Origin of the sequence: Tepidanaerobacter syntrophicus, assembly GCF_001485475.2 — a bacterium.
In the GTDB taxonomy this organism is placed as follows: Bacteria; Bacillota; Thermosediminibacteria; order Thermosediminibacterales; family Tepidanaerobacteraceae; genus Tepidanaerobacter; species Tepidanaerobacter syntrophicus.
Map to the genome: position 1 here is coordinate 201,558 of NZ_DF977002.1, position 21,844 is coordinate 223,401.

Annotated in this window: 24 protein-coding genes and 1 pseudogene; 8 read left to right on the plus strand and 17 right to left on the minus strand. The window is 37.8% G+C overall.

What is annotated here, in order from left to right:
* Positions 1-3: 3 nt before the first annotated feature.
* A complete protein-coding gene (gene cuyB / locus TSYNT_RS08485; RefSeq protein ID WP_059033076.1) occupies positions 4-729 on the plus strand; it encodes a cysteate racemase in 726 nt (241 codons plus the stop codon).
* 36 nt (positions 730-765) lie between these two features.
* Complete coding sequence (gene aspA, locus TSYNT_RS08490; RefSeq protein WP_059033078.1) at positions 766-2,166, plus strand: aspartate ammonia-lyase; 1,401 nt, start codon at positions 766-768, stop codon at positions 2,164-2,166.
* A 77-nt stretch (positions 2,167-2,243) separates the two neighbouring features.
* On the opposite strand, the gene TSYNT_RS08495 is transcribed toward aspA, so the two are convergent.
* The 11 genes from TSYNT_RS08495 to TSYNT_RS08545 all read right to left on the minus strand — a co-directional run bounded on the left by TSYNT_RS08495 (position 2,244) and on the right by TSYNT_RS08545 (position 12,828).
* On the minus strand, positions 2,244-3,317 hold the full coding sequence (locus TSYNT_RS08495; protein ID WP_059033080.1) for a DUF4179 domain-containing protein: 1,074 nt from the start codon (positions 3,315-3,317) through the stop codon (positions 2,244-2,246).
* Positions 3,314-3,835: a sigma-70 family RNA polymerase sigma factor gene (locus tag TSYNT_RS08500; RefSeq protein ID WP_059033082.1), complete on the minus strand. Its 522-nt coding sequence runs from the start codon at positions 3,833-3,835 to the stop codon at positions 3,314-3,316. Before TSYNT_RS08500 ends, TSYNT_RS08495 begins: the two co-directional genes overlap by 4 nt.
* 216 nt (positions 3,836-4,051) lie before the next feature.
* Entirely contained in the window at positions 4,052-4,252 is a 201-nt protein-coding gene (locus TSYNT_RS12120; protein ID WP_420340975.1) for an RNA 2'-phosphotransferase, read from the minus strand.
* A gap of 55 nt (positions 4,253-4,307) precedes the next feature.
* On the minus strand, positions 4,308-5,075 hold the full coding sequence (locus tag TSYNT_RS08510; RefSeq protein WP_059033085.1) for a transposase: 768 nt from the start codon (positions 5,073-5,075) through the stop codon (positions 4,308-4,310).
* Positions 5,076-5,159: 84 nt separating this feature from the next.
* Positions 5,160-6,590, minus strand: a complete 1,431-nt coding sequence (gene gatB, locus TSYNT_RS08515) for an Asp-tRNA(Asn)/Glu-tRNA(Gln) amidotransferase subunit GatB (protein ID WP_059033087.1) — start codon at positions 6,588-6,590, stop codon at positions 5,160-5,162.
* Between the two features lie 9 nt (positions 6,591-6,599).
* Complete coding sequence (gene gatA / locus TSYNT_RS08520; protein ID WP_083497720.1) at positions 6,600-8,063, minus strand: Asp-tRNA(Asn)/Glu-tRNA(Gln) amidotransferase subunit GatA; 1,464 nt, start codon at positions 8,061-8,063, stop codon at positions 6,600-6,602.
* A gap of 13 nt (positions 8,064-8,076) precedes the next feature.
* Complete coding sequence (gene gatC / locus TSYNT_RS08525) at positions 8,077-8,364, minus strand: Asp-tRNA(Asn)/Glu-tRNA(Gln) amidotransferase subunit GatC (RefSeq protein ID WP_059033089.1); 288 nt, start codon at positions 8,362-8,364, stop codon at positions 8,077-8,079.
* Positions 8,365-8,435: 71 nt separating this feature from the next.
* The gene (gene glnA, locus TSYNT_RS08530) at positions 8,436-9,767 is read right to left on the minus strand and encodes a type I glutamate--ammonia ligase (RefSeq protein WP_059033091.1); all 1,332 of its coding nucleotides are present in this window, start codon (positions 9,765-9,767) and stop codon (positions 8,436-8,438) included.
* Positions 9,768-10,027: 260 nt separating this feature from the next.
* Entirely contained in the window at positions 10,028-11,365 is a 1,338-nt protein-coding gene (locus tag TSYNT_RS08535) for an APC family permease (protein WP_059033094.1), read from the minus strand.
* Positions 11,366-11,393: 28 nt separating this feature from the next.
* Positions 11,394-12,581, minus strand: coding sequence for a MalY/PatB family protein (locus TSYNT_RS08540; RefSeq protein WP_059033096.1), 1,188 nt, complete (start codon positions 12,579-12,581; stop codon positions 11,394-11,396).
* Between the two features lie 46 nt (positions 12,582-12,627).
* Positions 12,628-12,828 (minus strand): helix-turn-helix domain-containing protein, encoded by a 201-nt coding sequence (locus TSYNT_RS08545; RefSeq protein ID WP_059033098.1) that lies wholly within the window; start codon positions 12,826-12,828, stop codon positions 12,628-12,630.
* Between the two features lie 187 nt (positions 12,829-13,015).
* Here TSYNT_RS08545 and TSYNT_RS08550 point away from each other — a divergent pair, with 187 nt between their 5' ends.
* The 4 genes from TSYNT_RS08550 (at position 13,016) to TSYNT_RS08560 (ending at position 15,633) form a co-directional block, all read left to right on the plus strand.
* Positions 13,016-13,312 (plus strand): helix-turn-helix domain-containing protein, encoded by a 297-nt coding sequence (locus TSYNT_RS08550; RefSeq protein ID WP_059033099.1) that lies wholly within the window; start codon positions 13,016-13,018, stop codon positions 13,310-13,312.
* Between the two features lie 267 nt (positions 13,313-13,579).
* Positions 13,580-14,986, plus strand: coding sequence for an ISLre2 family transposase (locus TSYNT_RS08555; protein WP_059033101.1), 1,407 nt, complete (start codon positions 13,580-13,582; stop codon positions 14,984-14,986).
* A gap of 162 nt (positions 14,987-15,148) precedes the next feature.
* The gene (locus tag TSYNT_RS11995) at positions 15,149-15,310 is read left to right on the plus strand and encodes a hypothetical protein (protein WP_238142672.1); all 162 of its coding nucleotides are present in this window, start codon (positions 15,149-15,151) and stop codon (positions 15,308-15,310) included.
* The gene (locus TSYNT_RS08560; RefSeq protein ID WP_238142673.1) at positions 15,286-15,633 is read left to right on the plus strand and encodes a hypothetical protein; all 348 of its coding nucleotides are present in this window, start codon (positions 15,286-15,288) and stop codon (positions 15,631-15,633) included. The genes TSYNT_RS11995 and TSYNT_RS08560 overlap by 25 nt, the downstream gene beginning before the upstream one ends.
* A 42-nt stretch (positions 15,634-15,675) precedes the next feature.
* On the opposite strand, the gene TSYNT_RS08565 is transcribed toward TSYNT_RS08560, so the two are convergent.
* Positions 15,676-17,082 carry a B12-binding domain-containing radical SAM protein gene (locus TSYNT_RS08565; RefSeq protein ID WP_059033103.1) on the minus strand — a complete coding sequence of 469 codons (1,407 nt, stop codon included), beginning with the start codon at positions 17,080-17,082 and terminating at the stop codon, positions 15,676-15,678.
* A 196-nt stretch (positions 17,083-17,278) separates the two neighbouring features.
* On the opposite strand from TSYNT_RS08565, the gene TSYNT_RS08570 reads away from it, so the two are divergent.
* Complete coding sequence (locus TSYNT_RS08570; protein ID WP_059033105.1) at positions 17,279-17,560, plus strand: hypothetical protein; 282 nt, start codon at positions 17,279-17,281, stop codon at positions 17,558-17,560.
* Between the two features lie 218 nt (positions 17,561-17,778).
* Positions 17,779-18,735, plus strand: a complete 957-nt coding sequence (locus TSYNT_RS08575; RefSeq protein ID WP_059033107.1) for an L-lactate dehydrogenase — start codon at positions 17,779-17,781, stop codon at positions 18,733-18,735.
* A 169-nt stretch (positions 18,736-18,904) separates the two neighbouring features.
* Here the strand turns inward: TSYNT_RS08575 and TSYNT_RS08580 are convergent, their stop codons facing one another.
* From TSYNT_RS08580 to TSYNT_RS08595, 5 genes and pseudogenes are all read right to left on the minus strand, one after another.
* Positions 18,905-19,945 (minus strand): Rpn family recombination-promoting nuclease/putative transposase, encoded by a 1,041-nt coding sequence (locus TSYNT_RS08580; protein ID WP_059033109.1) that lies wholly within the window; start codon positions 19,943-19,945, stop codon positions 18,905-18,907.
* 337 nt (positions 19,946-20,282) lie between these two features.
* The gene (locus TSYNT_RS08585; RefSeq protein ID WP_059033111.1) at positions 20,283-20,738 is read right to left on the minus strand and encodes a hypothetical protein; all 456 of its coding nucleotides are present in this window, start codon (positions 20,736-20,738) and stop codon (positions 20,283-20,285) included.
* An 86-nt stretch (positions 20,739-20,824) separates the two neighbouring features.
* Positions 20,825-20,998, minus strand: coding sequence for a hypothetical protein (locus TSYNT_RS11835; RefSeq protein ID WP_162780997.1), 174 nt, complete (start codon positions 20,996-20,998; stop codon positions 20,825-20,827).
* A gap of 241 nt (positions 20,999-21,239) precedes the next feature.
* Entirely contained in the window at positions 21,240-21,521 is a 282-nt protein-coding gene (locus TSYNT_RS08590) for a hypothetical protein (protein WP_238142674.1), read from the minus strand.
* A gap of 48 nt (positions 21,522-21,569) precedes the next feature.
* Positions 21,570-21,827: pseudogene (locus TSYNT_RS08595) on the minus strand (Gp37-like protein); the annotation flags it as partial.
* Positions 21,828-21,844: the final 17 nt, after the last annotated feature.

Genomic DNA, 21,844 nt, shown 5'->3' on the forward strand with positions numbered 1-21,844 from the left:
GCTATGATACTTGGAATATTAGGCGGCATGGGTCCTGCAGCCACTAGTAATTTTTTTAAAAAAATAATTAGCTGCACTGATGCAAAAAGCGATCAGGAACATCTGCATGTAATTATTGACAATAATGTAGAAATACCTGACCGAACAAGTTATATCTGTGGTTCCGGAGAAGATCCCAGGGTTGAGATGATTCGTTCAGTTATAAAATTAGAAGCAATGGGAGCCGATTATATAGCAATTCCTTGCAATACTGCCCATTATTTTTACGATGATTTAACTAAATATACAAAAGTAAAAATACTTAACATGATACATGAAACAGCAATCTTTTTAAAAGATACGAAACCAGATTGTAAGGATTATTTACTTTTAGCAACTAAAGGCACATATTTCTCGGGAATTTATAGGAAAACATTTGATGCAGTAGGTTTAAGAATAATCGAACCAGACAATAACGATAAAGAGCGTATCATGGATTGGATTTATAATGTAAAATCTTCAAACTTTGATATATCTTTAAATGAATTTACCTTTGTTATTAATAAATATTGTGGAGGCAAAACTGTCTTGCCAATTTTAGGATGCACTGAATTGCCTTTGCTGGCACAGAAAATAGGATTTTCCGAGGAGTATATAGATCCTCTTTCGATACTCGCCAAGCGTTGTGTTGATGTTGCTGAAGCGGAAAAAAAGAGCAGTGTAGGTGTAAATACTTGCTGTTTTATGTAAATTACTGTAAAAATCAACATGGAAGGTGATTAAAAAATGGAACAGTATCGCATAGAGCATGATTTGTTAGGTGAAAAAAAGGTGCCAATTGATGCCTACTATGGCATACAAACTCAACGTGCATTGGAAAATTTCCCTATTACAGGCTACAGGCCTCATAAAGAACTAATACTTGCTATGGTTATGGTTAAAAAGGCAGCTGCACTTGCCAACATGCAATTGGGGAAATTAGATAAAAAAAGAGCTGATGCAATTATCCGAGCTACCGATGAAATCTTGTCAGGACAATTCTTAGACCAATTTGTTGTAGATGTTATACAAGGCGGCGCCGGAACATCACTGAACATGAATGTCAATGAAGTAATTGCAAACAGAGCAATAGAGATTCTCGGAGGTAAAAAAGGTGACTACACGCTGATTTCACCAAACTCCCACGTAAACATGTCTCAATCTACTAATGATGTTTTCCCTACTGCTGTTCGAGTTGCCATATTAAAATTAGTGAAAAGCCTTTTGGCAGAATTAGAACATTTGCATGAGGCACTTCTAAAAAAATCCGAAGAGTTTGATGATGTTATAAAAATGGGTCGTACCCATCTTCAAGATGCGGTTCCTATTCGTTTAGGGCAGGAATTTGGAGCATATGCCCGAGTGATTAACAGAGATTTGCTCAGAATCAAAGCAGCTTCCGAAGCTCTAAAAGAAGTGAATATTGGAGCAACTGCTGTAGGTACCGGTCTAAATGCTCAAATAGAATATATCGAATCCACGATAGAAAACCTGAGAAAGATTTCCGGCTTTCAAGTCTATAGTGCTGAAGATTTAGTAGATGCAACACAAAATGTAGATACACTTGCAGCTTTTTCAGGAAGTTTGAAGATTCTAGGATTAAATCTATCAAAGATAGCTAATGATTTAAGATTGATGGCATCGGGCCCAAGAGCCGGCCTTCATGAAATCAACCTACCGCCGGTTCAACCCGGTTCATCGATTATGCCCGGTAAAGTAAACCCTGTAATGGCAGAAGTGGTAAACCAAGTAGCTTTTCAAGTCATGGGAAATGACCACACTGTTGCTCTTGTGGCACAAGCAGGCCAATTTGAACTAAATGTTATGGAGCCGGTAATGGTCTTTAATATAATACAATCTATAGAGATACTTACGAATGTTATAAAGGTCTTTAGAGAAAAGTGCATAATGGGGATAACAGCAAATCGTGAAAGATGCCAAGATATGGTCAATAGAAGTGTAGGAATTATCACGGCATTAGTGCCTCATATAGGATATGAAGGTGCGTCAAAGCTTGCTAAAGAGGTTATAATCAGCGGCAAAAGTGTGCCTGAAATAATCCTCGAAAAGTCTATTTTGACACCGGAAGAAACGAAAGTCATATTGAGTCCTCAGAACATGACGCAACCTATCTATTCTCACAGATAAAAAACTCGCCCCAGGGCGAGTTTATAAGTATCAATCTTTAGAAAAAGCAGGTATTATTTCTTCCATATTGCTTAATTCTATTTCAAATCTATAACTATATCATCTAAGAATACCTCTTTTGGCAATGTCCCTTTCTGCTTTAAATAATCTAATACTTCTTTTTCATCACTTTTAAGAATTGAGGGGCCAATTATCCGATGTCCGTCTTCGCCTAATACTTCAAATTCTACCTTAGGAGTTATAATGAGCTTAGTAGCGTCTTTATCTATTTTCCCATAGGTAGACGAGAATTTCATAAGATTTTTGGTCCCGCTGCCGCCATTGCCTTCACCGGAATACACATTGCCTAAATCATCTTTGACTTCTACTAGAGATGTATATGCGCCAAAGTATCCTTTTATCGCCTCTTCGGGAACCTGCTGACTGTAATGTATGATAGTAGACATAGGGGTGAAGGTTATTTTATCAATCTTTACAGTTGCTCCATCCTTTGTTACGCCTTTATTAGCCACCAAGATGTCTGTATCCGTCTTTTTAATGTTAAAATTAAAAGCCCATTTGCCCTTTATGTCTAAATCTTTGTGATTAGTTATATTATCGAATTTTAATCTGACATCAAGTTCATCGAAAACCTTATCCATAGTCATTCTCATAAAACCGATATAGGTATTTTCATTTACCTTATAGATGCCGCTGCTTCCTGTCATCCCTCCAAAATACCCCTTGATATCAAGGTCATCCCTAATATATATGTCATCACCTAAATCCTTTTCACTTTCTAATGTGTATGTCACCATCACTGTTGTCCCGTCATATATGGCATCGTTTAATGTAATTTTGACATCTTTATCTTCGCATGCCATATCCAACGACTTGGAAAAGTCCTTGTATTCTGCATAGTTTCCATGGGCGTATTCGCTTAAATAGGCAAATACATTTCCGATGATGGGAATTTCCTTGGCTTGGGTGGGAAAGGCCATGCCAAAAGCCGTTGTCCCAATTATTAAAGCTGCTGCCGCTGCTGCTATATGTTTTTTTAGTCCTCTTTTCTTTGTTTTCGCTCTCTTGCTGTATCCTTCCTCGATAGCAAATCTGATAGTATCATCAAGTCTGGATGATACCTTGATTTTATCTAAATCCTTATAATTCACTTACATTCCCCCTCCATATACGTCCTTAGCTTCTTTATTGTTCTTGAAATCTTACTGCTTACCGTCCCCAGAGGTGAATGAACTGTTTCTGCAATATCCCTTATACTCATATCCTCCATATACCGCATTGCAATCAATTCCTTTTCATCGTCCTTTAAATTATCAAGCGCCTTGTGTAAATCTATATTATCTTCTATGCTCGCATCATTATGGGCCGGTATTTTTTCAAATTCCGATGTATCATGAGATATGGAATTTTGGGCCTTTCTCAGATTGTCCTTGCAGGTATTTATGGTTATGCGGGTAATCCATGTATTAAAATACCTGGGTTCTCTTAAGCTATCAATAGACTGTATGGCTTTCACGATAGAATCATGGACACAGTCTAAGGCATCATCTTCATTTTTCATATACATGAAAGCCGTTCTGTATAGCTGGTCTTTTATGGGTTCCAGTAGTTTATAGAAACTTTCTGCATCTTTATTTTTGGCTCGTTTAAAACTTATTTCATCGATCATTTTCTACTCCCTTCTATCGGTAAAAATCTATTTTACCAGTCACCATTCTCGCTCCCTTCCATCTTTTTTTGAAGCTGCTTCATATATTAGACGAATGAAATGGCAAAAACACTGCTAAGCTTTAATAAATTTTGCCGGCATCGCATCGTTAAGCCATATTCCGCTCTCTTTTTGATAAAAATTAATCCTGCATTATAGGTGCCATCAATTCTAAGATTACAGGCTCTTTTGTCCTGCGCCGGCCTGCTTTATATCAGAGAAAAGATGTACATATTGCCTGCCACAAGGTTTTAGCCCGGTCTTTAATATGTTTTCTGCTGACTTAGGTGTTGTACCGTGATATAAAATTTGCGGAGCAAGGAATCTTGAAGCTGCTTTTAACGAAAAAGAAAGCCACAAAATGGCTTTCTTTTTCACTGTCGGTTGGATTATAATAATAATGCCTTGTTTTAATAATTCGCAAGTTATTGCTTTAGCGACTATCTACGCCCCGTATCACTCCAAAACTGATACCGGTCAGCCGTTCAATTTGCCTGATGGATAAGCCTTTTTCCCTACACTGTTTTATGACTTTATTGCGCTTACCCTTTTCAAAAAGCGCTATCTCGCTTGGGCTCTGGACATCGCATATACTTTTAATAAAATCGGTAGCTTGCATATCATTTAATCTGACACCTTGATCATAGTCCAGGCATCGGTCCTGATTTTCCGCTAAGTTAAATTCCTCAAATAATTTTATTGCCTTTACCCTATCGCTAGAAAAGAGGCTGAGCCCAAATTCAGTATCACAAAGTCTTGGCTCTTCAATATACTCATGATAGCTGCTCCATGGGTAATCAGCTATATTTTCCACTATTCCGGCATTGTATGGGTTTTGATGAATGTAGCGGAGCACTGTTAGAAAATAACTGTCCGTCTCCACCGCTTCACTTTTATATCGATCCTGGAACAAATGACCCCGGCGGCCATATTTCCGGTTATACCAATATACATAACTAGCTCCGATTCTTCTAAACACTATCCCCAAGTCTTCTTCTGCTTCCTTTATCAATAAATGAATATGATTACTCATAAGACAGTAGGCATAAATTATGTAGCCGCTTTTTTCCTTGGTGTGCTTCAGTGTCCGCAGAAACTTTTGATAATCTTCGTCATCCTCAAATATGATTTGGTGGTTAACGCCTCTTAACATCACGTGATAAATCCCGGTACTGCTTTTATCTCTCGCTGCTCTTGGCATATTCTCGCCCCTGATGTAAATTGTAAACTAAAACAGCATAAAAGGCAACACAAAATAGCACAAAAGAACCGTCCCTCTGTGTACTTATTTGTTCAACTCTTCTTCTAGTAGTTTATTTAAAAGCTGAGGGTTGGCTTTTCCTTTTGTAAGTTTCATAGCTTGACCTACAAGATATCCCATTGCTTTCTTTTTGCCGGCTTTGTAATCTGCTATCGATTGCTCATTCTCTTCAAGAACCTGCTTTACTACCTTTAAAAGGGCATCCTCATCGCTTATCTGCACTAAGCCTTGTTCTTCAATTATTGTGCCGGGCGCTTTGCCGGTTGCAAACATTTCATCAAATACTTTCTTTGCTATGGTAGTGCTTATAGTTCCTTCATCGATGTATTCTAAGAGCTGTGCTAAATATGCAGGGGGAAACGGTATATCCGAAGGAGATAAGCTTTTTTCATTTAATACCCTTAGGACATCCCCCATCAGCCAATTGCTTACGGCTTTTGCGTCTTTGTAAATTGCTGCGCATTCTTCGAAGTAATTCGCTAAATCCTTTGAGGATGTTAGAACCATTGCATCATATTCAGGCAGGCCATATTGGGCTATAAAGCGGCGATATTTTTCGTCAGGCAGCTCAGGAAGACTTTTTCTTATTTCTTCTACATATTCTCTGCTCAATACTATCGGAACAAGATCCGGTTCAGGAAAATATCTGTAATCATGGGCTTCTTCTTTGCTCCTCATTGGCACTGTTTCACCATTTGCTTCATCCCAGCGGCGAGTTTCATGGACCGTAGCCGTCTCATGCACAATGGCATCATGATGGCGCTTTTCTTCGTATTCCATAGCTTTAATAGCTGCTTTAAATGAATTAAGATTTTTCATCTCGGTAATTGCCGTGGCTCTTGATCCATCACTTGATACGGCATTTACATTTACATCGCAGCGTAAAGACCCTTCTTCCATTTTGCAGTCGGATACCTCTATATACTGAAGTATCGCTTTTAACTTATCAAGAAAAGCCCCTGCCTCCGCCGCCGAATTCATATCAGGCTCAGTTACTATTTCTATCAGCGGAACCCCTGATCTGTTGTAGTCTACCAGTGAGCTATCGCCCCACCCTTCATGCAGTAGCTTTCCTGCATCTTCTTCTATGTGAACCCGCCTGATGTTTATCCGTTTAGGACCGTTGTCGGTTTCTATATCTATATACCCACCTACACACAAAGGCAAATCATATTGAGATATTTGATACGCCTTGGGAAGATCCGGATAATAGTAATTTTTTCTGTCCATTTTGCTAAATTCCGAAATAGTGCAGTTTAATGCTAATCCGGCTCTTACAGCATATTCTATAGCCTTTTTATTGGGCACCGGCAGCACGCCCGGCATTCCTGTGCATATAGGACAGCATTGGGTATTAGGCTCTGCTCCAAATTGGGTGCTGCAGCTGCAAAACATCTTGCTTTTTGTAGCCAGTTCGGCATGGACTTCTAAACCTATAAGAGTCTTTATATCCATTTCCTTTTATCACCTTTCGTCAGGTTTCTTATTGTGAAATTCTGTATTCTTTTCAAAGGTATAAGCAACACGCAGTATAGTCTCTTCGTCAAATGCCTTTCCTATAATTTGCAGCCCTATCGGTAAGCCGCGGCTGTCGAATCCGCAGGGCATTGACAAGGCCGGCAGGCCTGCTATATTAACAGGTACTGTGCAAACATCTGATAAGTACATCTCCATGGGGTTATCTATGCGTTCTCCGATTTTAAATGCCGTCGTAGGAGATGTAGGAACTATTAATACATCATATTTTTCAAAGGCCTTCTTGAAATCTTCTGTTATAAGTGTGCGCACTTTGAGTGCTTTCAGATAATAGGCATCGTAATACCCGGAGCTTAGTGCATAAGTCCCTAACATTATCCGGCGCTTAACCTCACTGCCGAATCCTTCGCTGCGTGTCTTTTTATACATATCTATCATATCTTCATAGTTTGCCGCTCTGTAGCCGTATTTTACCCCATCATATCGTCCAAGATTAGAGCTTGCCTCAGCCGAAGCTATTAGATAGTAAGCCGACAGGGCATAATCCGTATATTTGAGCGAAGTTTCTTCATAATCTGCTCCCAAGGTTTTAAGCAATTCAATTGCGTCTATTACAGCTTTTTTCACTTCTTCATTTATGCCTTGGCCAAAGTATTCCCTCGGGACACCTATTTTGAGACCTTTTACGTCGTCTATTAAAGCAGACTTATAATCCGGACATTCCCTTACAGCAGATGTAGAGTCGTTTGCATCGTGACCTGCTATGGCATTTAGTACCATGGCGCAGTCTGTCACATCTTTTGTAAAGGGTCCTATCTGATCCAAAGAGGATGCAAAAGCTATAAGGCCATAACGGGATATTGCTCCATAAGTAGGTTTCATGCCTACAACTCCGCACAGAGAGGCGGGCTGTCTGATGGAACCTCCCGTATCAGAACCTAACGTAAAAAATGCCTCATCCGCTGCAACAGCTGCAGCCGACCCGCCGCTAGAACCTCCCGGCACTCTGGAAATATCCCAAGGGTTTTTTGTTTTTTTAAACGCAGAGGTTTCCGTGGAGGATCCCATGGCAAATTCGTCCATGTTCAGTTTCCCAAGAATTATATCATGTCTATCTTTGAGCTTTTTAACTACAGTAGCGTCATAAGGCGGAACAAAATTTGCCAACATTCTGGATGCGCACGTAGTCGTCATGCCTTTTGTACACATATTGTCTTTTATCCCTATCGGTAGACCGCCTAAGGGTTCAAGTTCTTTTCCTGATGCAATTAATCTATCCACCTCGTCAGCTTGTTTGAGAGCTTGCTCAGTATCAAGGTAAAGATATGCATCAATGTCTTTTTCCACATCTTCGATACGTTTTATGACCGATTGGGTAAGCTCACGGCAGCTTATTTCACGTTTTTTTAGCATATCATAAGCCTGGCAAGCAGTAAGTCTATATAATTCCACCTAATTACACCCCTTATTCCACAATTTTAGGCACTTTAAAGCAGCCGCTTTCCACTTCCGGTGCGTTGCTGAGCAATACACCTCTATCAAGGGAGGGTTTGACTTCGTCTTCTCGAAAAACATTAGTCATGGGTAAAACATGTGCTGTAGGTTTTACGTTATCTGTATCTAGTTCTTTTAAGCGTTCGGCATGTTCTAGTATTTGGCTTAAATGATTTGCGTATATTTCTTTTTCTTCTTGCGAAAGTATTAGTCTTGATAATGAAGCTATATAATCTACTTCTTCCGGTTTAACTTTCATTTGCAACACCTCACTGGCATTTTATCACTATTTAGCTTCTGATTCAACAAAAGTGCCGCTTCCTAAATATGTTAAAACTCGCTTATATATCTTTCTATCTCCCACAAAGATACCTTTGTCTTGTATTCGTCCCACTCTAATTTTTTGGCTTCTACATATTTAGTATAAATATGTTCACCTAAGGCTTCGCGAATCAGAGGATCCTTTTCCATCTCGCAAATAGCATCTTCTAAATTCTGGGGCAGGCTTTCTATGGCATACTCTGCTCTTACATCCTGGTTCATGTCAAATATGTTTTTATCAACAGGTGGAGGTGGTTGAATTTTATTTCTTATTCCGTCAAGACCGGCCTTTAGCATTACTGCCAGTGCAAGATAAGGATTGGCTGTAGGATCCGGATTGCGCAGCTCAAGTCTTGTTGCAGATCCGCGTTTTGCCGGAACACGTATTAACGGGCTGCGATTTTTAGGAGACCAAGCTATATAAAGAGGAGCTTCGTAGCCTGTTACAAGTCTTTTGTAGGAATTTACTGTCGGATTTGTAATAGCCGTTATTCCTTTTGCATGTTTCATAAGGCCGCCCATATAATAATAAGCTTCTTGGCTCAAGCCTAGCACACCGCTGGGGTCATCAAATATATTTTTACCGTTTTTAGAGAGCGACTGGTTTGTATGCATCCCCGAGCCGCTTATACCGTATATAGGTTTGGGCATAAAGGTTGCATGTAAACCATGGCGTTTGGCAACTGTGCGGACCACCATTTTAAATGTCATTATCTTATCAGCCGTCATAAGGGCATCATCATATTTAAAATCAATTTCATGCTGCCCGGGAGCGCCTTCATGATGGGATGCCTCAATTTCAAAACCCATTTGCTGCAGCGTAAGGCACATATCCCGGCGTGCATCTTCACCTAAATCTACCGGAGCTAAATCAAAATAACCGGCTTTATCATGAGTGTTAAGTGTAGGCTTTCCTTCTGCATCCGTTAAAAACAAGAAAAATTCGCATTCGGGTCCCACCGACATTTCATAGCCCATTTGAGCAGCTTCTGCCAGCGCTTTCTTTAACACATTCCGAGGGCATCCGATAAACGGCGTGCCGTCAGGATTGTAAGTGTCGCATATGAGGCGAGCTTCCTTGCCGTTGTTCTGCCCCCATGGAAATATTACAAAACTTGATGGGTCAGGTCTTAAATACATATCTGATTCCTCAATGCGCACAAATCCCTCAATAGAAGACCCGTCAAACATGATTTCATTATTTAGAGCTTTTTCCAGTTCTTTTACTGTTATAGCTACATTTTTCAGCACACCGAATATGTCGGTAAATTGCAGCCTTATAAACATGACATTTTCATCTTTGGCCATTCGCATTACATCTTCTTTTGAATACTTTGGCATAAATATGCGCTCTCCCGTTTATTAAATTTTTAGGATGTAAATAAGAAAAAGGCGCCTTAACGCTTTTAATGTTAAGAACGCCATTCCCCCTTTGCAAAAAATTACAATTTATATTATCAAAAACAATTTACAAATGCAATAAAAATTTTTTATTAAATGTTTAAGGCCGGACTCTAAATAAAGTCCGGCCTTTTGTTGTCTTGTTATGCTGTTTGTGTTATTATTCTATTAAGCTCAGTTTTTATTGTGACCATGGCTAATTAGCTTTCTTCATAGCTGATTTCCATGGTTACTTTTTTCTCTAAAAGAAATCCGTAGGCTATGGCAAAAGCAAAGATGCAGAGATTACCGATAACCGCAGCCTTAGAAATATTTCTTGCCAGCAGGAAGGTTTGCACTATATTTATTCCTACAGAAATCAGCGCAAAAAACCAAAGCATACCACTGCTTACATGAAACTTGGATTTTTTCCATATTTCAGGGATAACCTTAGGCAGTCTCACTATGGAAACAGAAAGAACTATTAAAAACCCCCGGTTTATAAATAGTACCATGTTTCCTACAAATCCAATATCCCATCCTGTCAAAATCGGCAGCATTCCAACTATATAGAAAAGCAAGAGCAGGTAAACCGGCGTCTTATATTTTGGATGAAGCCTGCCGAGGGTTTTAGGAAACCAGCCGTCAACACATGCCTGAAGCACTGGTTTTGTCATGCCGCCTATTTGAGAATTTAGGGTAGTTGTCAGTGCAAAAAGCGCTCCACATACTATAAAAAATACATATAGAGGCTTTGGAAGGATTTCAGCCGCTACTACTGTTAGCGGCTTATTTGCAACCTCCGGCACAGGAAGAACTCCGGCTGCAACAATTGACATCAAACCGTAAAGAAGGGCAACGCCCAATGTCGCTACTACTATCACAAATGGCATGTCTTTTACCGGATCTTTTGCTTCCGCTCCGTAGTTTAGTATGATACTTGCTCCACCTGTAGCAAAGGTCAAAAACGCAGCTGTGGAAAGGAGTCCAATTATGCCTGACGTCATATAATATGGTTCGCTAAAAAACCCCGGCTGCACTTTAGGTATTCCAAATGCTGTAAACACCGCAAGAGCGGTCGCCAGAACCACAACCATTATGTTTTGCAGCTTTGCAGCCTGCTGTATTCCAAAATAGTTCGTTATAAAAAATAGCGTCATTATGCCGCCGGCCACAAGTTTGTGAGGCACTCCCGGCACAAGAGACAGAAAATAATCAGCAAATGAAAGTGCATACATTGCTATTGATATATTGCTTACGATATATGTAATTATATACATACCGGCCCACTTAGGACTTGTCAAAAATGCTATCTGAGTATAATTTCCTCCTCTCATTCTCACTGTCCCGCCCAATATTATAACAGGAATTTCCTGTATAAGCACAAAAACTGCAGCAATCAGAAACGCCCAGAATACTGATTTACCCGTCATACCGATAGCAATTCCGGTCATCGACATAATGCCTGCTCCGATAATTTGACCTACAGCCATCGCCATAAGGTCCCATCTGCCTAGAACCCTGTTTAGATCCTTGGTGCTGACAGTCGTATCGTCCATTGCCTTCTCTCCTTATGCAAGTTTTATTTTAGTTGTATTCCTCATTTATTGCTTTGGCTATTCTCTCAAGCCCCTCTTTAAGCAATATTTTCGGGCATGCAAAGTTTAGCCTTATAAATCCGTCTCCTCCATTTCCAAACCATGTTCCACCGTCCAACGCTACCCTTCCCTTGCCATAAACAAGGCTTTCTAGTTTTTTGCCATCCTTTTCATATCCTCTAAAATCAAGCCAGCCCAGGTAAGTGCCTTGTGGGTCAATAAGTTTTGCTTTCGGAAGATGCTTTTTTAAGTATTCATGGATAAATTCAATATTCCCCTCAAGATAGGCCAAAAGTTGATTTAGCCAGTCTTCCCCCTCGTTATATGCAGCTTCAAGCGCCACAATACTAAAGGGGTTTTGACCGCCGATTGCATTTTTCTCCAAAATCCTTTGAAATCTTTCTCGAAGCAGGGGATTTGGTATAATGATATTGGAAGCCTGCATGCCGGCAAGGTTAAAGGTTTTGCTTGGTGCAGTGCATGTGATAGAGTTTAGGGCAAATTCTTCTTTTATAGATGCAAACATGGTGTGCTTATACCCTGAAAAAACTAAATCGTTGTGAATTTCATCAGCAATAACTAAAACATTATTTCTGCAGCATATGTCTCCTATTTTTTCCAGTTCTTCTTTTGTCCATACTCTTGATACGGGATTGTGGGGACTACATAATATAAATAGCGTGACCTTTGGGTCTTTCGCCTTGTTTTCAAAGTCTTCGAAATCCATTTCATAGTATTCGCCATTAAATTTAAGTGTGCTGTCTATTATGTGACAGCCGTTGTTTTTTATTGCGTCATGAAAAGGGTAATATACCGGATTTTGAATTATTATTTTGTCACCGGGTATGCAGAAAGCCTGAATTGCGTAGTTTATGGCAGGCACGACACCAGGGGTAAAATTAATCCACTCCTTTTCTATTTCCCATCCATGCCGCCTCTTTGTCCAGTTTATTATCGATTCATAATACGAATCAGTTCTGCTGCTATAACCATAAATCCCATGCTCAGCTCGCTTTACCACCGCATCGATAATAGGCTGAGCTGCCTTAAAGTCCATATCGGCTACCCAAAAAGGCAGAACATCCTCTGCGCCGAACATTTCTTTTAACGTATTCTTGTCCCATTTCGCCGAATTTGTTCCTGAGCGATCAATTATTTCATCAAAATCATACTTCAACAAAACCCTCTCCTTTGCATTTATTGTCTGGAATTTTTCTTCCGGCCTAGGCCGGTTTGTCCAATATCTCTGTTATACTCACCCCCAGTGCCTCAGCAATAATTTTTAGCTCATTGGCCTTCAGAAATCGCGTATTGTTTTCTATTTTGCTAATCTGAGATTGGTTAAATATCTTAGTCCTCCTTGCAAGCTCAGATTGAGAAAGATTATGCTGCTTTCTGATTTGTTTTATCTTCTGGCCAAACATAAGCGAGCCTCCTTTTAATTCTATTATAGAATTAATTAGAATAATTTTCAAATCAATAATTCCAAAATAAACTTAATAGGCTTAATTTATTCGTTCTTTTCTTGATATACCTTGCTATTTCTCTCTTATTTAAGTAAAATGAATATATCGAAATTCTATTTTGGAATTTTTTAGAGGGGTTATAAATATGAATGTAGGAAAACACCTTAAAGATATTAGGATGGCAAAGAAGATAACAACATATGAATTATCTGAAATTACTGGCATATCTCAACCTGTCATAAGCAAACTAGAAAATAACAACCGAAAAGCCGACATCGAGACACTAGAAAAGATATGTGAGGCTTTGGGTATTACACTGGTGGACTTTTTTAGCACAGATGCGGAAGAAATGCCTCCTGAGTATCTGCGCCTTATGCAAAATGCAAAAAATCTTACACCTAAACAACTGAAAATATTAAATGATATCATAGAAAACTTTTAGCCACTTTTTGCTTCTGATTTCCTGTTCCTTAATCGATATACCAAAGTTATGATATATAAACTATCGTTAAACATCTTGAAGTATTTAGCAAAAATCTTAAAAGTGATAGATGCATTTCCAATTATAATAATTCATAAAGATGAAAGGATGACGATAGTGTAAAATATTTCTAGGTTTTTTGCAGGAAAAATTCATTCGGACGTAGAAAAAAGACCTCACCATCCTTTCCACAGGATGAGTATAAACTCATAGAAAGGTGAGGTCTTTATGGAACTAATTCGACTTGTAATGGATAAATTCCTGCTTGTAGAAGAAAAAATATTTAAGCTTTTAGATGGGAGCTATACATACCCTGAATTTGAACAAGAGCTAAAGGAAGTACTAAGCGATCTAGGTAAAGATGTATGCCAAGATGTACTAAATGAACTAGATGAAAAGATATACAAGGACAAAGATAAGAGAAAGGACTGGAAGGTGGTACAAAAGGGCTGTAAAAGGACAATCGTAACACCCTTTGGAGACGTAAACTACGAGAGAAGGTACTACAAGAACAAAAGTACAGGCAAAAGAGCTTATCTTTTAGATAATGCGATAGGAATAGAAAAACATGAAAGGATAGATACCGCATTAAGAGCTGACATAGTAGATATTTCAACTAACCTTTCATATCAAAAAACTAAAGATGAACTTACAAGATATACAGGTAAAGCAAGTCTTAGCCGCCAAACGGTAATGAACACCATAAGAAAGACAAAACAGATTGCATCAAATGAAAAAGTAAATGCTAAAAAGACTGTAAATACCCTTTATATAGAGGCGGACGAAGATCATATACATCTACAAAACGGCAAATCATGCGAAGTAAAGCTCGTATATGTCCATGAAGGGAAAAAAGAAACTTTAAAGGGAAGATATGCCCTTAAAAACCCCATGTACTTCTCAGGGATATATGAGAAAGAAGAAATAGAAGACCTATGGGAAAAAGTATGGGAATACATCAAAGATACATACGAGGAGGACAAAATAGAACGCATATACATCTTTGGTGACGGAGCAAAATGGATAAAATTCGGCGTAGACTACCTTCCCAATACAGTTTACGTCCTAGACCTTTTTCACCTTCAAAAATACATAACATCCGCGTTAAAAGACGATAAAAAATCAAAGAAAAAGCTGCTAAAAGCTATCTTTAAAAAAGATATACAAACAGTAAATGACATTCTAAATGAAAAACTTAAAACACAGATAGAATCAAAAGACCAGATAGAAAAATGCATAACTTACGTAAATAGCAACTTAGACGGCATATTATCCTACAGCATTTACAAGGATGAAATCATAGGCTGCAGTGCCGAAAGCCATGTAAGCCATGTGCTTTCAGAAAGGCTTTCAAGAGGTCCTATATCGCAGAGTAAAGCCGGGGCACATAAAATGGGAAAGCTTCGCGCTGCAAAAGCAAGCGGCATATCTGTTAAAGATGCCATATTAAAGGAGCGCTATAAATCTTTAGAACCAATTAGCCTTTTACCAGATGTTATCTCTTATGAAAAACAAAAACTAAAGAAGGCAACTTCAATGATACGTGCAGGTGGGACATCTCTTCCCATCTTAAACTACAAGAAGAGCTTTACATCAGATGCCATTAAATCTCTTCTTGAAAGCTGCAGTATTTAAAATCAATAAGTTAAAACAGATTTAATTTCTTTTGCTTGTTCTGTATAAGGTTGGCAGAGGTCTTACAAAAAAACCTAAGATTACTTGACGCGATCAAGGATGACAGTTTAATAGAAAATTATAGAAATTCATGCTATAATGGTTATAGAAAGGAAGAAGGTGATGGATATGGCGGAAAAGGAAATCGATGGCAGAGGCGCAGGAAATGACGGACAAAACGCAAAAAGACCTGCAGAACCGAAGATTTATGCATCCGGATATTTTTATCTGTCACAGCAAATAAACGATTTAAGAGACGTATGGATGCAAAATTTGATAGAGTAGATACTAAATTTGAGGTAGTTCATGGAGAAATAAAGGATCTATCAGATAAAACTAATACAAGGTTTGAGTCCCTAAAAAAAGAGATAGACTCAAGGTTTGATAAAGTAGATACAAAATTTGAGGTAGTCCATGGAGAAATAAAAGCTCTGTCAGATAAAACTGATGCTAAGTTTGAGTCTATGAGAAAGGAAATGGACTCAAGGTTTGATAAAGTAGATGAGAAATTCGATGACATTCATAAAGAAATCATTGGGATTCAAAAATGGGCATTTGGATTAATAGTGACGGTCATAATAGGTTTTATTGCTGTGTACTTTAAATAAGCAAGTACCGGTTAACTTACCAGGCACTTGCTTATTTGCTTATTAAGATTTAGTTGCTGGCGTGCCAATATTTTCGGATTTTATAATTTCTTCAGGCGTCATATGCTTTAGTTTATAAATATAGGTGCCTTTTGCAAAATTTGCTATAAGATTTACTCCCGGGATTCCGATTTTTGCAATAAGCCAGATGCCCAACCGGCGAAGTCCATAACCTATACCAAAGATTTTTCCTATTTTAAAAGACGGCAGAAAAGCATAAAATCTCTTTAATGCCCTTATTATTTCTATTTGGAGCTCCCAAGGGCTCATCTTTTTTGGTATAAATGTTACATATGCCATATTAAATAGGCTCCAATCTTTTGTCATCATCCTGTTTTCTTTTTCATATTGTTCATATACTGCGGTTTTCGGGAATGGTGTAAGAATTGCAGGCTGAAGCTGATAAGCATTGATTTTATTTGCAAAATCAACACTTTTTCTAATATCTTCTTTACCGTCATCATCAATGCCTAGCACTAAACTTGCAATAATTCTGATTTTGTGGCGGGATAAAGTCTCTGCACATTTTTCTATATCTTCAACCGTCTGGTGTTTATTTATTGTATCTAATGATTTTTGATTTAACGATTCAATTCCTATAAGCACCCTTGTAAGATGCGCTCTTTCCAAAAGATCCAATAATTCTTCATCATTTGCCATGTCGGTCCTGCCAAAGAAAAATGTTTCTCTAAAAACAAGGTCCTCTTCTATCATTCTACGGCAAATTTCTTTTGCTCTTTTTTTATTTGCAGTAAAATTATCATCTTCAAAGTTCATGTATTTAAAACCAATGCTTTTATAGTATCTAAGTTCTTCCATCACACTATCAACACTTCTTTCCCTATAAGGATGGAACATGCGTGAAGTAGTGCAAAAAGAACAGCAAAAAGGGCATCCTCTTGTTGTCATAACATTTGCGCATGAGCAGGGAGTTTTTAAAAGAGAATAATCAGGAAACGGTGCATCATCAAGATTTTCAAGGCGCGGTGCATAAACTATTTTGTCGGTGATTTTGCCTTCTATGACGTCGCGTATTACGGTTTCAGCTTCTCCCACAACCACTTGATCTGCGTGTAAAGCCGCTTCTTCAGGTAATGCGCTTGCATGCATCCCACCTATAATAACACGCCCTTTTGTTTCTTTGTGTAACCTATCTGCGAGAAAATACGCTCTTGGAGCAGTTGATGTCATTGTTGATATACAGTATACATCAGCATCCATGATTTTGGAGTAATCAACATTTGCATAAAGTTCTTCATATACAGAGACATCATGGCCTGCATCCTTTAATATTCTGCCAAGAATTAATGGACCTGTGATGGAGTTTCTCTGTCCGTAAACCTTGCTCCCCAACCTGTAGAGGAACATCCGGCATAAATCACTGGCCGGCGTTATAAATACTACTTTCATCTCACACACTTCCTGTAAATAGAATATATAAATAATTGTATCACTTTTATTTAGGTTATGTCGAATATTTGCAAAATTACATTTTCTGATGATTTTACTTATTATCAGTAAAAGATAAGAAACATAAATATTTTATACTTAGTGAATATATGGTATAATGTAATAAATTTTAATATTTCTATTGGAGGCCAAAATTATGGAAAAACCAAAAAGGGCTGAGGTCGTCCGTTTCCTAATCGGTCTTGGAATAGTAGGCTATGCGGTCGCTATGTTTATTCATGTGCTTATACTAAAAAATGCTTTGAACATGTTTGTTTATGCGTTTATTGGCACACCATGGGGTCTAATAGCACTATTTTCGTTAATTCCTGGTACTTATTTTATGCTTGTATCTAAACCTAGGTGGCAACTTGATGTGATTATGGGCATTTTAGGTGTAATTAGTATAGTATTGTCTAGCACTTTAAAGGCCGGTTAATTTCAAGCTTAATTTAATAATTGATATTTAGTGAAAAAAGGCACATTAATAAGATTTAGCCTTAAAATCATATCTTAGTATTGTAAAACCGCGAAAATTTATCCAAATTTATCTTGCTTATTCATTTACTTATATATAACAGGATGTATAATATATACAATGTGTAGTAGATTGTATTATAACATAAATCAGAAACTGATCTGGGGAGTGGACAACTTATGAAAAAGAAAGCAAAAGGGAAAATTGTAATGGTGGGTGCGGGCTTCGTAGGTTCAACTATTGCTTATACGGCAGTGGTAAGCGGAATCGCATCTGAAATTGTTTTTGTCGATGTCAATCGGGACAAGGCTGAAGGAGAAGCTATGGACATGAGCCATGGACTTGCTTATGTAAAGCAAGTAGACATTAGGGCAGGCGAATATAGTGATTGTAAAGATGCCGATATCGTCGTTATAACTGCAGGCATCAACAGAAAACCCGGACAGTCGCGGCTAGACCTTGCAAAAATCAACGTTAAGATTGTTCAAGATGTGATTGTAAATGTTACCAAGTACACCAGTGATGCTATTATTTTGGTAGTATCGAATCCAGTGGATATTCTTACTTACTTTGCTCAAAAGATATCCGGTTTACCTCGTTATCAAGTTATAGGTACAGGCACAACACTGGATACGGCACGATTTAAGTATTTAATTGGCAAAAACTGTGAAGTCAACGTAAGAAATGTTCATGCTTACATAATAGGTGAACACGGTGACAGTGAAGTGCCTTTGTGGAGCACTGCAAATATCGCCGGTAAACCATTAGAGGAATTTTGGGCAGATTCGGGTAAGGACGGTGCTGTAGAAAAGTCAAAATTAATAGAAGATGTTCGAGATGCGGGTGCTGAGATAATAAAAAAGAAAGGTGCAACATATTATGGCATCGGTCTTACTACAACAAACATTCTTTCAGCAATGCTGGGCAACGAAAATTCTGTATTGACTGTTTCAAGCGTGCTAGACGGCGAATACGGAATAAAAGATGTGGCTTTGAGTTTACCGTCGGTAGTAAATGTTAAAGGTATAGACAGAATATTTAATATTAACATAAGTGAAGACGAACAATTGATGTTAAATGAATCAGCTACTAAACTAAAAGAAACAATAAGGCAAGTGGAAAATGAATTAAAATAATTATCAAGTTCAGTTTTGTCCTGTCCTTATACTCCTTTATTTTATAGTGTAGTGGCACAAGGGAATGGCAAAGAACACAAGGGGTCAGTCCCCTTGTGTTCTTTAGTCCCCTTGTGTTCTTTGCCGCACCTGTCTGTTTTCGAAAAAGTAGGGCACTAGGTCTTTTCAGTTAGTTAATATACTTTTTCACATCATCTAAGCTTTCATAGTCAAAGATGCCATCAATTATTATCTCTAAGGTAACTGAATCCAGCTTTGATATCTTGGATTTAAGTTCTTCCGGCAAAGGGCCGAACTTTTTAGTCAGAAGCTTTATTGCAGTAGTTATTCTTTCTTCCCTTTTTCCTTTTTCAAGCCCTTTTTCAAGCCCTTTTTCCATTCCTTTTTCTAGTCCTTCTTTTAAACCTTCTTTTAAACCTTCTTCTCTAAGTTTTTCAGCAAGTGTCATCACAACTTCACTCCCTTCGGGATAAGTAGTCTCGATTTTCTTAACTATCTTGCTAACGTCCGAGCTTGTTAAGCTCTTATCTACACTGAATATATAGCGCATAAGTGTTTCAAAGTATTCTGTTGCTGTTTGTTTATCTTCAAGTTCTTTTAGATATGCTATTGCTCTATCAATAGAATCCCATGCTCCTTTACCGCTTTTAGTAAATATGTCTCTTACTGTGGTAAAAAATATTTTAAGTTGTGCTTTTCCTTTTATTTCTTCATCTGTAAATCTTGATATATCGTAAAGTAAATATTCATAGTTTGGTATGTATGCTTTTACATCTTCGGTAAGCTTATCATATCCATTTATCATCTCTTTAAGAGCGGTACTTGCTTTCCATCTTTCTTTTCCGTGGTATATTACAAGAGGTATTATTATTGGAAGTTTATTTAGCTGTTCCTTTCTAACCTTTGCTTCCCAGATTTCTATCATATACTTTAAGAGTTGAAATGCTATGTCCTTTGATGGATAGCTTTTATGTTCAAAGAGAAAGTAGATATAGCCTTGTGTATTATTTATGTTTACTTTAAAGAGAAGATCTGAAAAGTTTTCTTCTAAGTCCTTGTTTATAAAGCTGTCTTTTTGAAGTTCAATAGTTTTAAGGTCTATAATGTCTAATATGCTTTGAGGCAAGTAGTTAGTAAAAAAGTCCTCTGCTACTTCTACATTGCCGAATATTTCTTTAAAGAATTTGTCATGGGGATTTTGGATTCCCATTTCATCACCTCTTTACCCTATTATACCTTATAATTTAAGAAGATAGTAGGGTTAAGATTTTAAGAAACAAGTAGGACAGAGGGACTGACCCCTTGTGTTGTCTTGCCAGCAGCTCGTCATTCCCAAACAGCGTGAAAGCAACACAAAAGAACACAAAAGAACCGTCCACGCGTGCAGTTACTGTTTTTATGTATAAGAAAAAGGCCCTAACCCCGCTTATATCAAGGGTTTAGAGCCTCCTTACATGCCTAAATTAGTCTTCATTCATATAATGAGTATCATTATGCATACTGATAGGTTTTATAAGCTTATAATTCATAAAGGTTTTCTAATTTTATTAGTTCATAAACCTTACATATTGTTTCAAATCATCACCGTTTTCAGTGATATCGATATAGCCTTCATTTTCATAGAATCGGCATAATTTTTCAATACGCTTGCATTCTATAAGTATAAGCCTTCCACCTACTATATCTCTAGCACTGCCTATTAAATCATAACAATCTTGAAGTATCTTTTTCCCGTTAATAACTGATTTATCGTAATCGGAAGACCTTCCAAGTTGTCCTATTAAATAGGCTACAATGTTTTCGTCTTTATCGGCCAGCTTTCCAAGTTTCCTCTGAAGTGTTTTTGACATAGTATTTATTACCGGAATTCTTATTGTTTTTAAAGCCAGTGAAAAGAATGCCACCACTTTAAGTTTACCTGTTTCTTCAAGGTATTCTTCATCAAAATAAACATAAGTCCTGCATTTATCTCGTTTCTCATATTCGATAGCTTTATTCCTCATGAAATCGGTAATATCTTCATCTTTATTACAACAAAAAAGAGAGAGCGAGTCTCTCCATAAACTCTCATCAATGTCTTCAGATTCAATTAGGCTTTGGAGCGAAGTATAGCCAATAATCTTTCTTCTCTCCTTCTCATATCTGAAATAGCATTTTTGGAGTTTATATTTAAAGGTTTGATGTTTTGAATACCTTTCTCTAGCCTTTCAACCGTCTCTTTTTTTGTTATGGCAAAATCCTTTGAAAATGAAACTGTAGCCATAATATCACCTCTTTCAATCTAGCTATCCTAGTTAATATTATATAATAGAATGAATTGAAAATCAAAATTTTTTATTGGCCGAGACAGCTTATATTACTACTATTATAATTATACCCGCTTTGCTTTAAAAGGTTAAATCCAAAATTTTTTATTAATTTTTAGGCATTCCACTCATAGCCTCTTTTTGCCATGTATTCTGCCATTTCCTTATGGTCTTTGAATCCCTCTTGCTTTGCAATCATCATAGGGTCTGCATTTGCCTTTTTAAAGGCAGTGATGATGCTTGCAACCTTTGTGGGTGCATAGCTTTTTGGGTCCTTTTGAGTTTATCTGCTATATTTTCATTTGGCACATACTGCCCGCTTTCGCTGTCATATTTAAAGTTCTTCCTTCTCATATACATGTCAAGACTTCTATAGTTCTTATATCCCAGCTTTTGTGCAGCTTCATCCCTTGTCATAAACTTTAAGAGCTCTATTATCTTTCTTACCCTTGTATCATAAATCGGTTTATTATCGCTCATTTTTTCCCTCCTATCAAATACAAAAAAAGCACCCGCTTTTTAGATGCCCTATCTTGTGCTTTCAATTTTCATTTCTCGAAGTATAGACTTTAGCTTTTGAGTAAGGGTTGGTGTGTTTTTGCCAAAGGTAACGTTGAGCTTAAAGCCACCGGCTTCATAAATTTCCTCTACTTCTGTAATACGGGTATCCATGGTGATATTCCAATCCTTATTTTGTACAGTCACGATATCCCCCACATCCCAGTCCTTCTGATACTGAAATGGACCCTTGATAAGTACCTCGGATTGAAGCAATATAATCCTTTTGTGTTCAGCAAGTTATC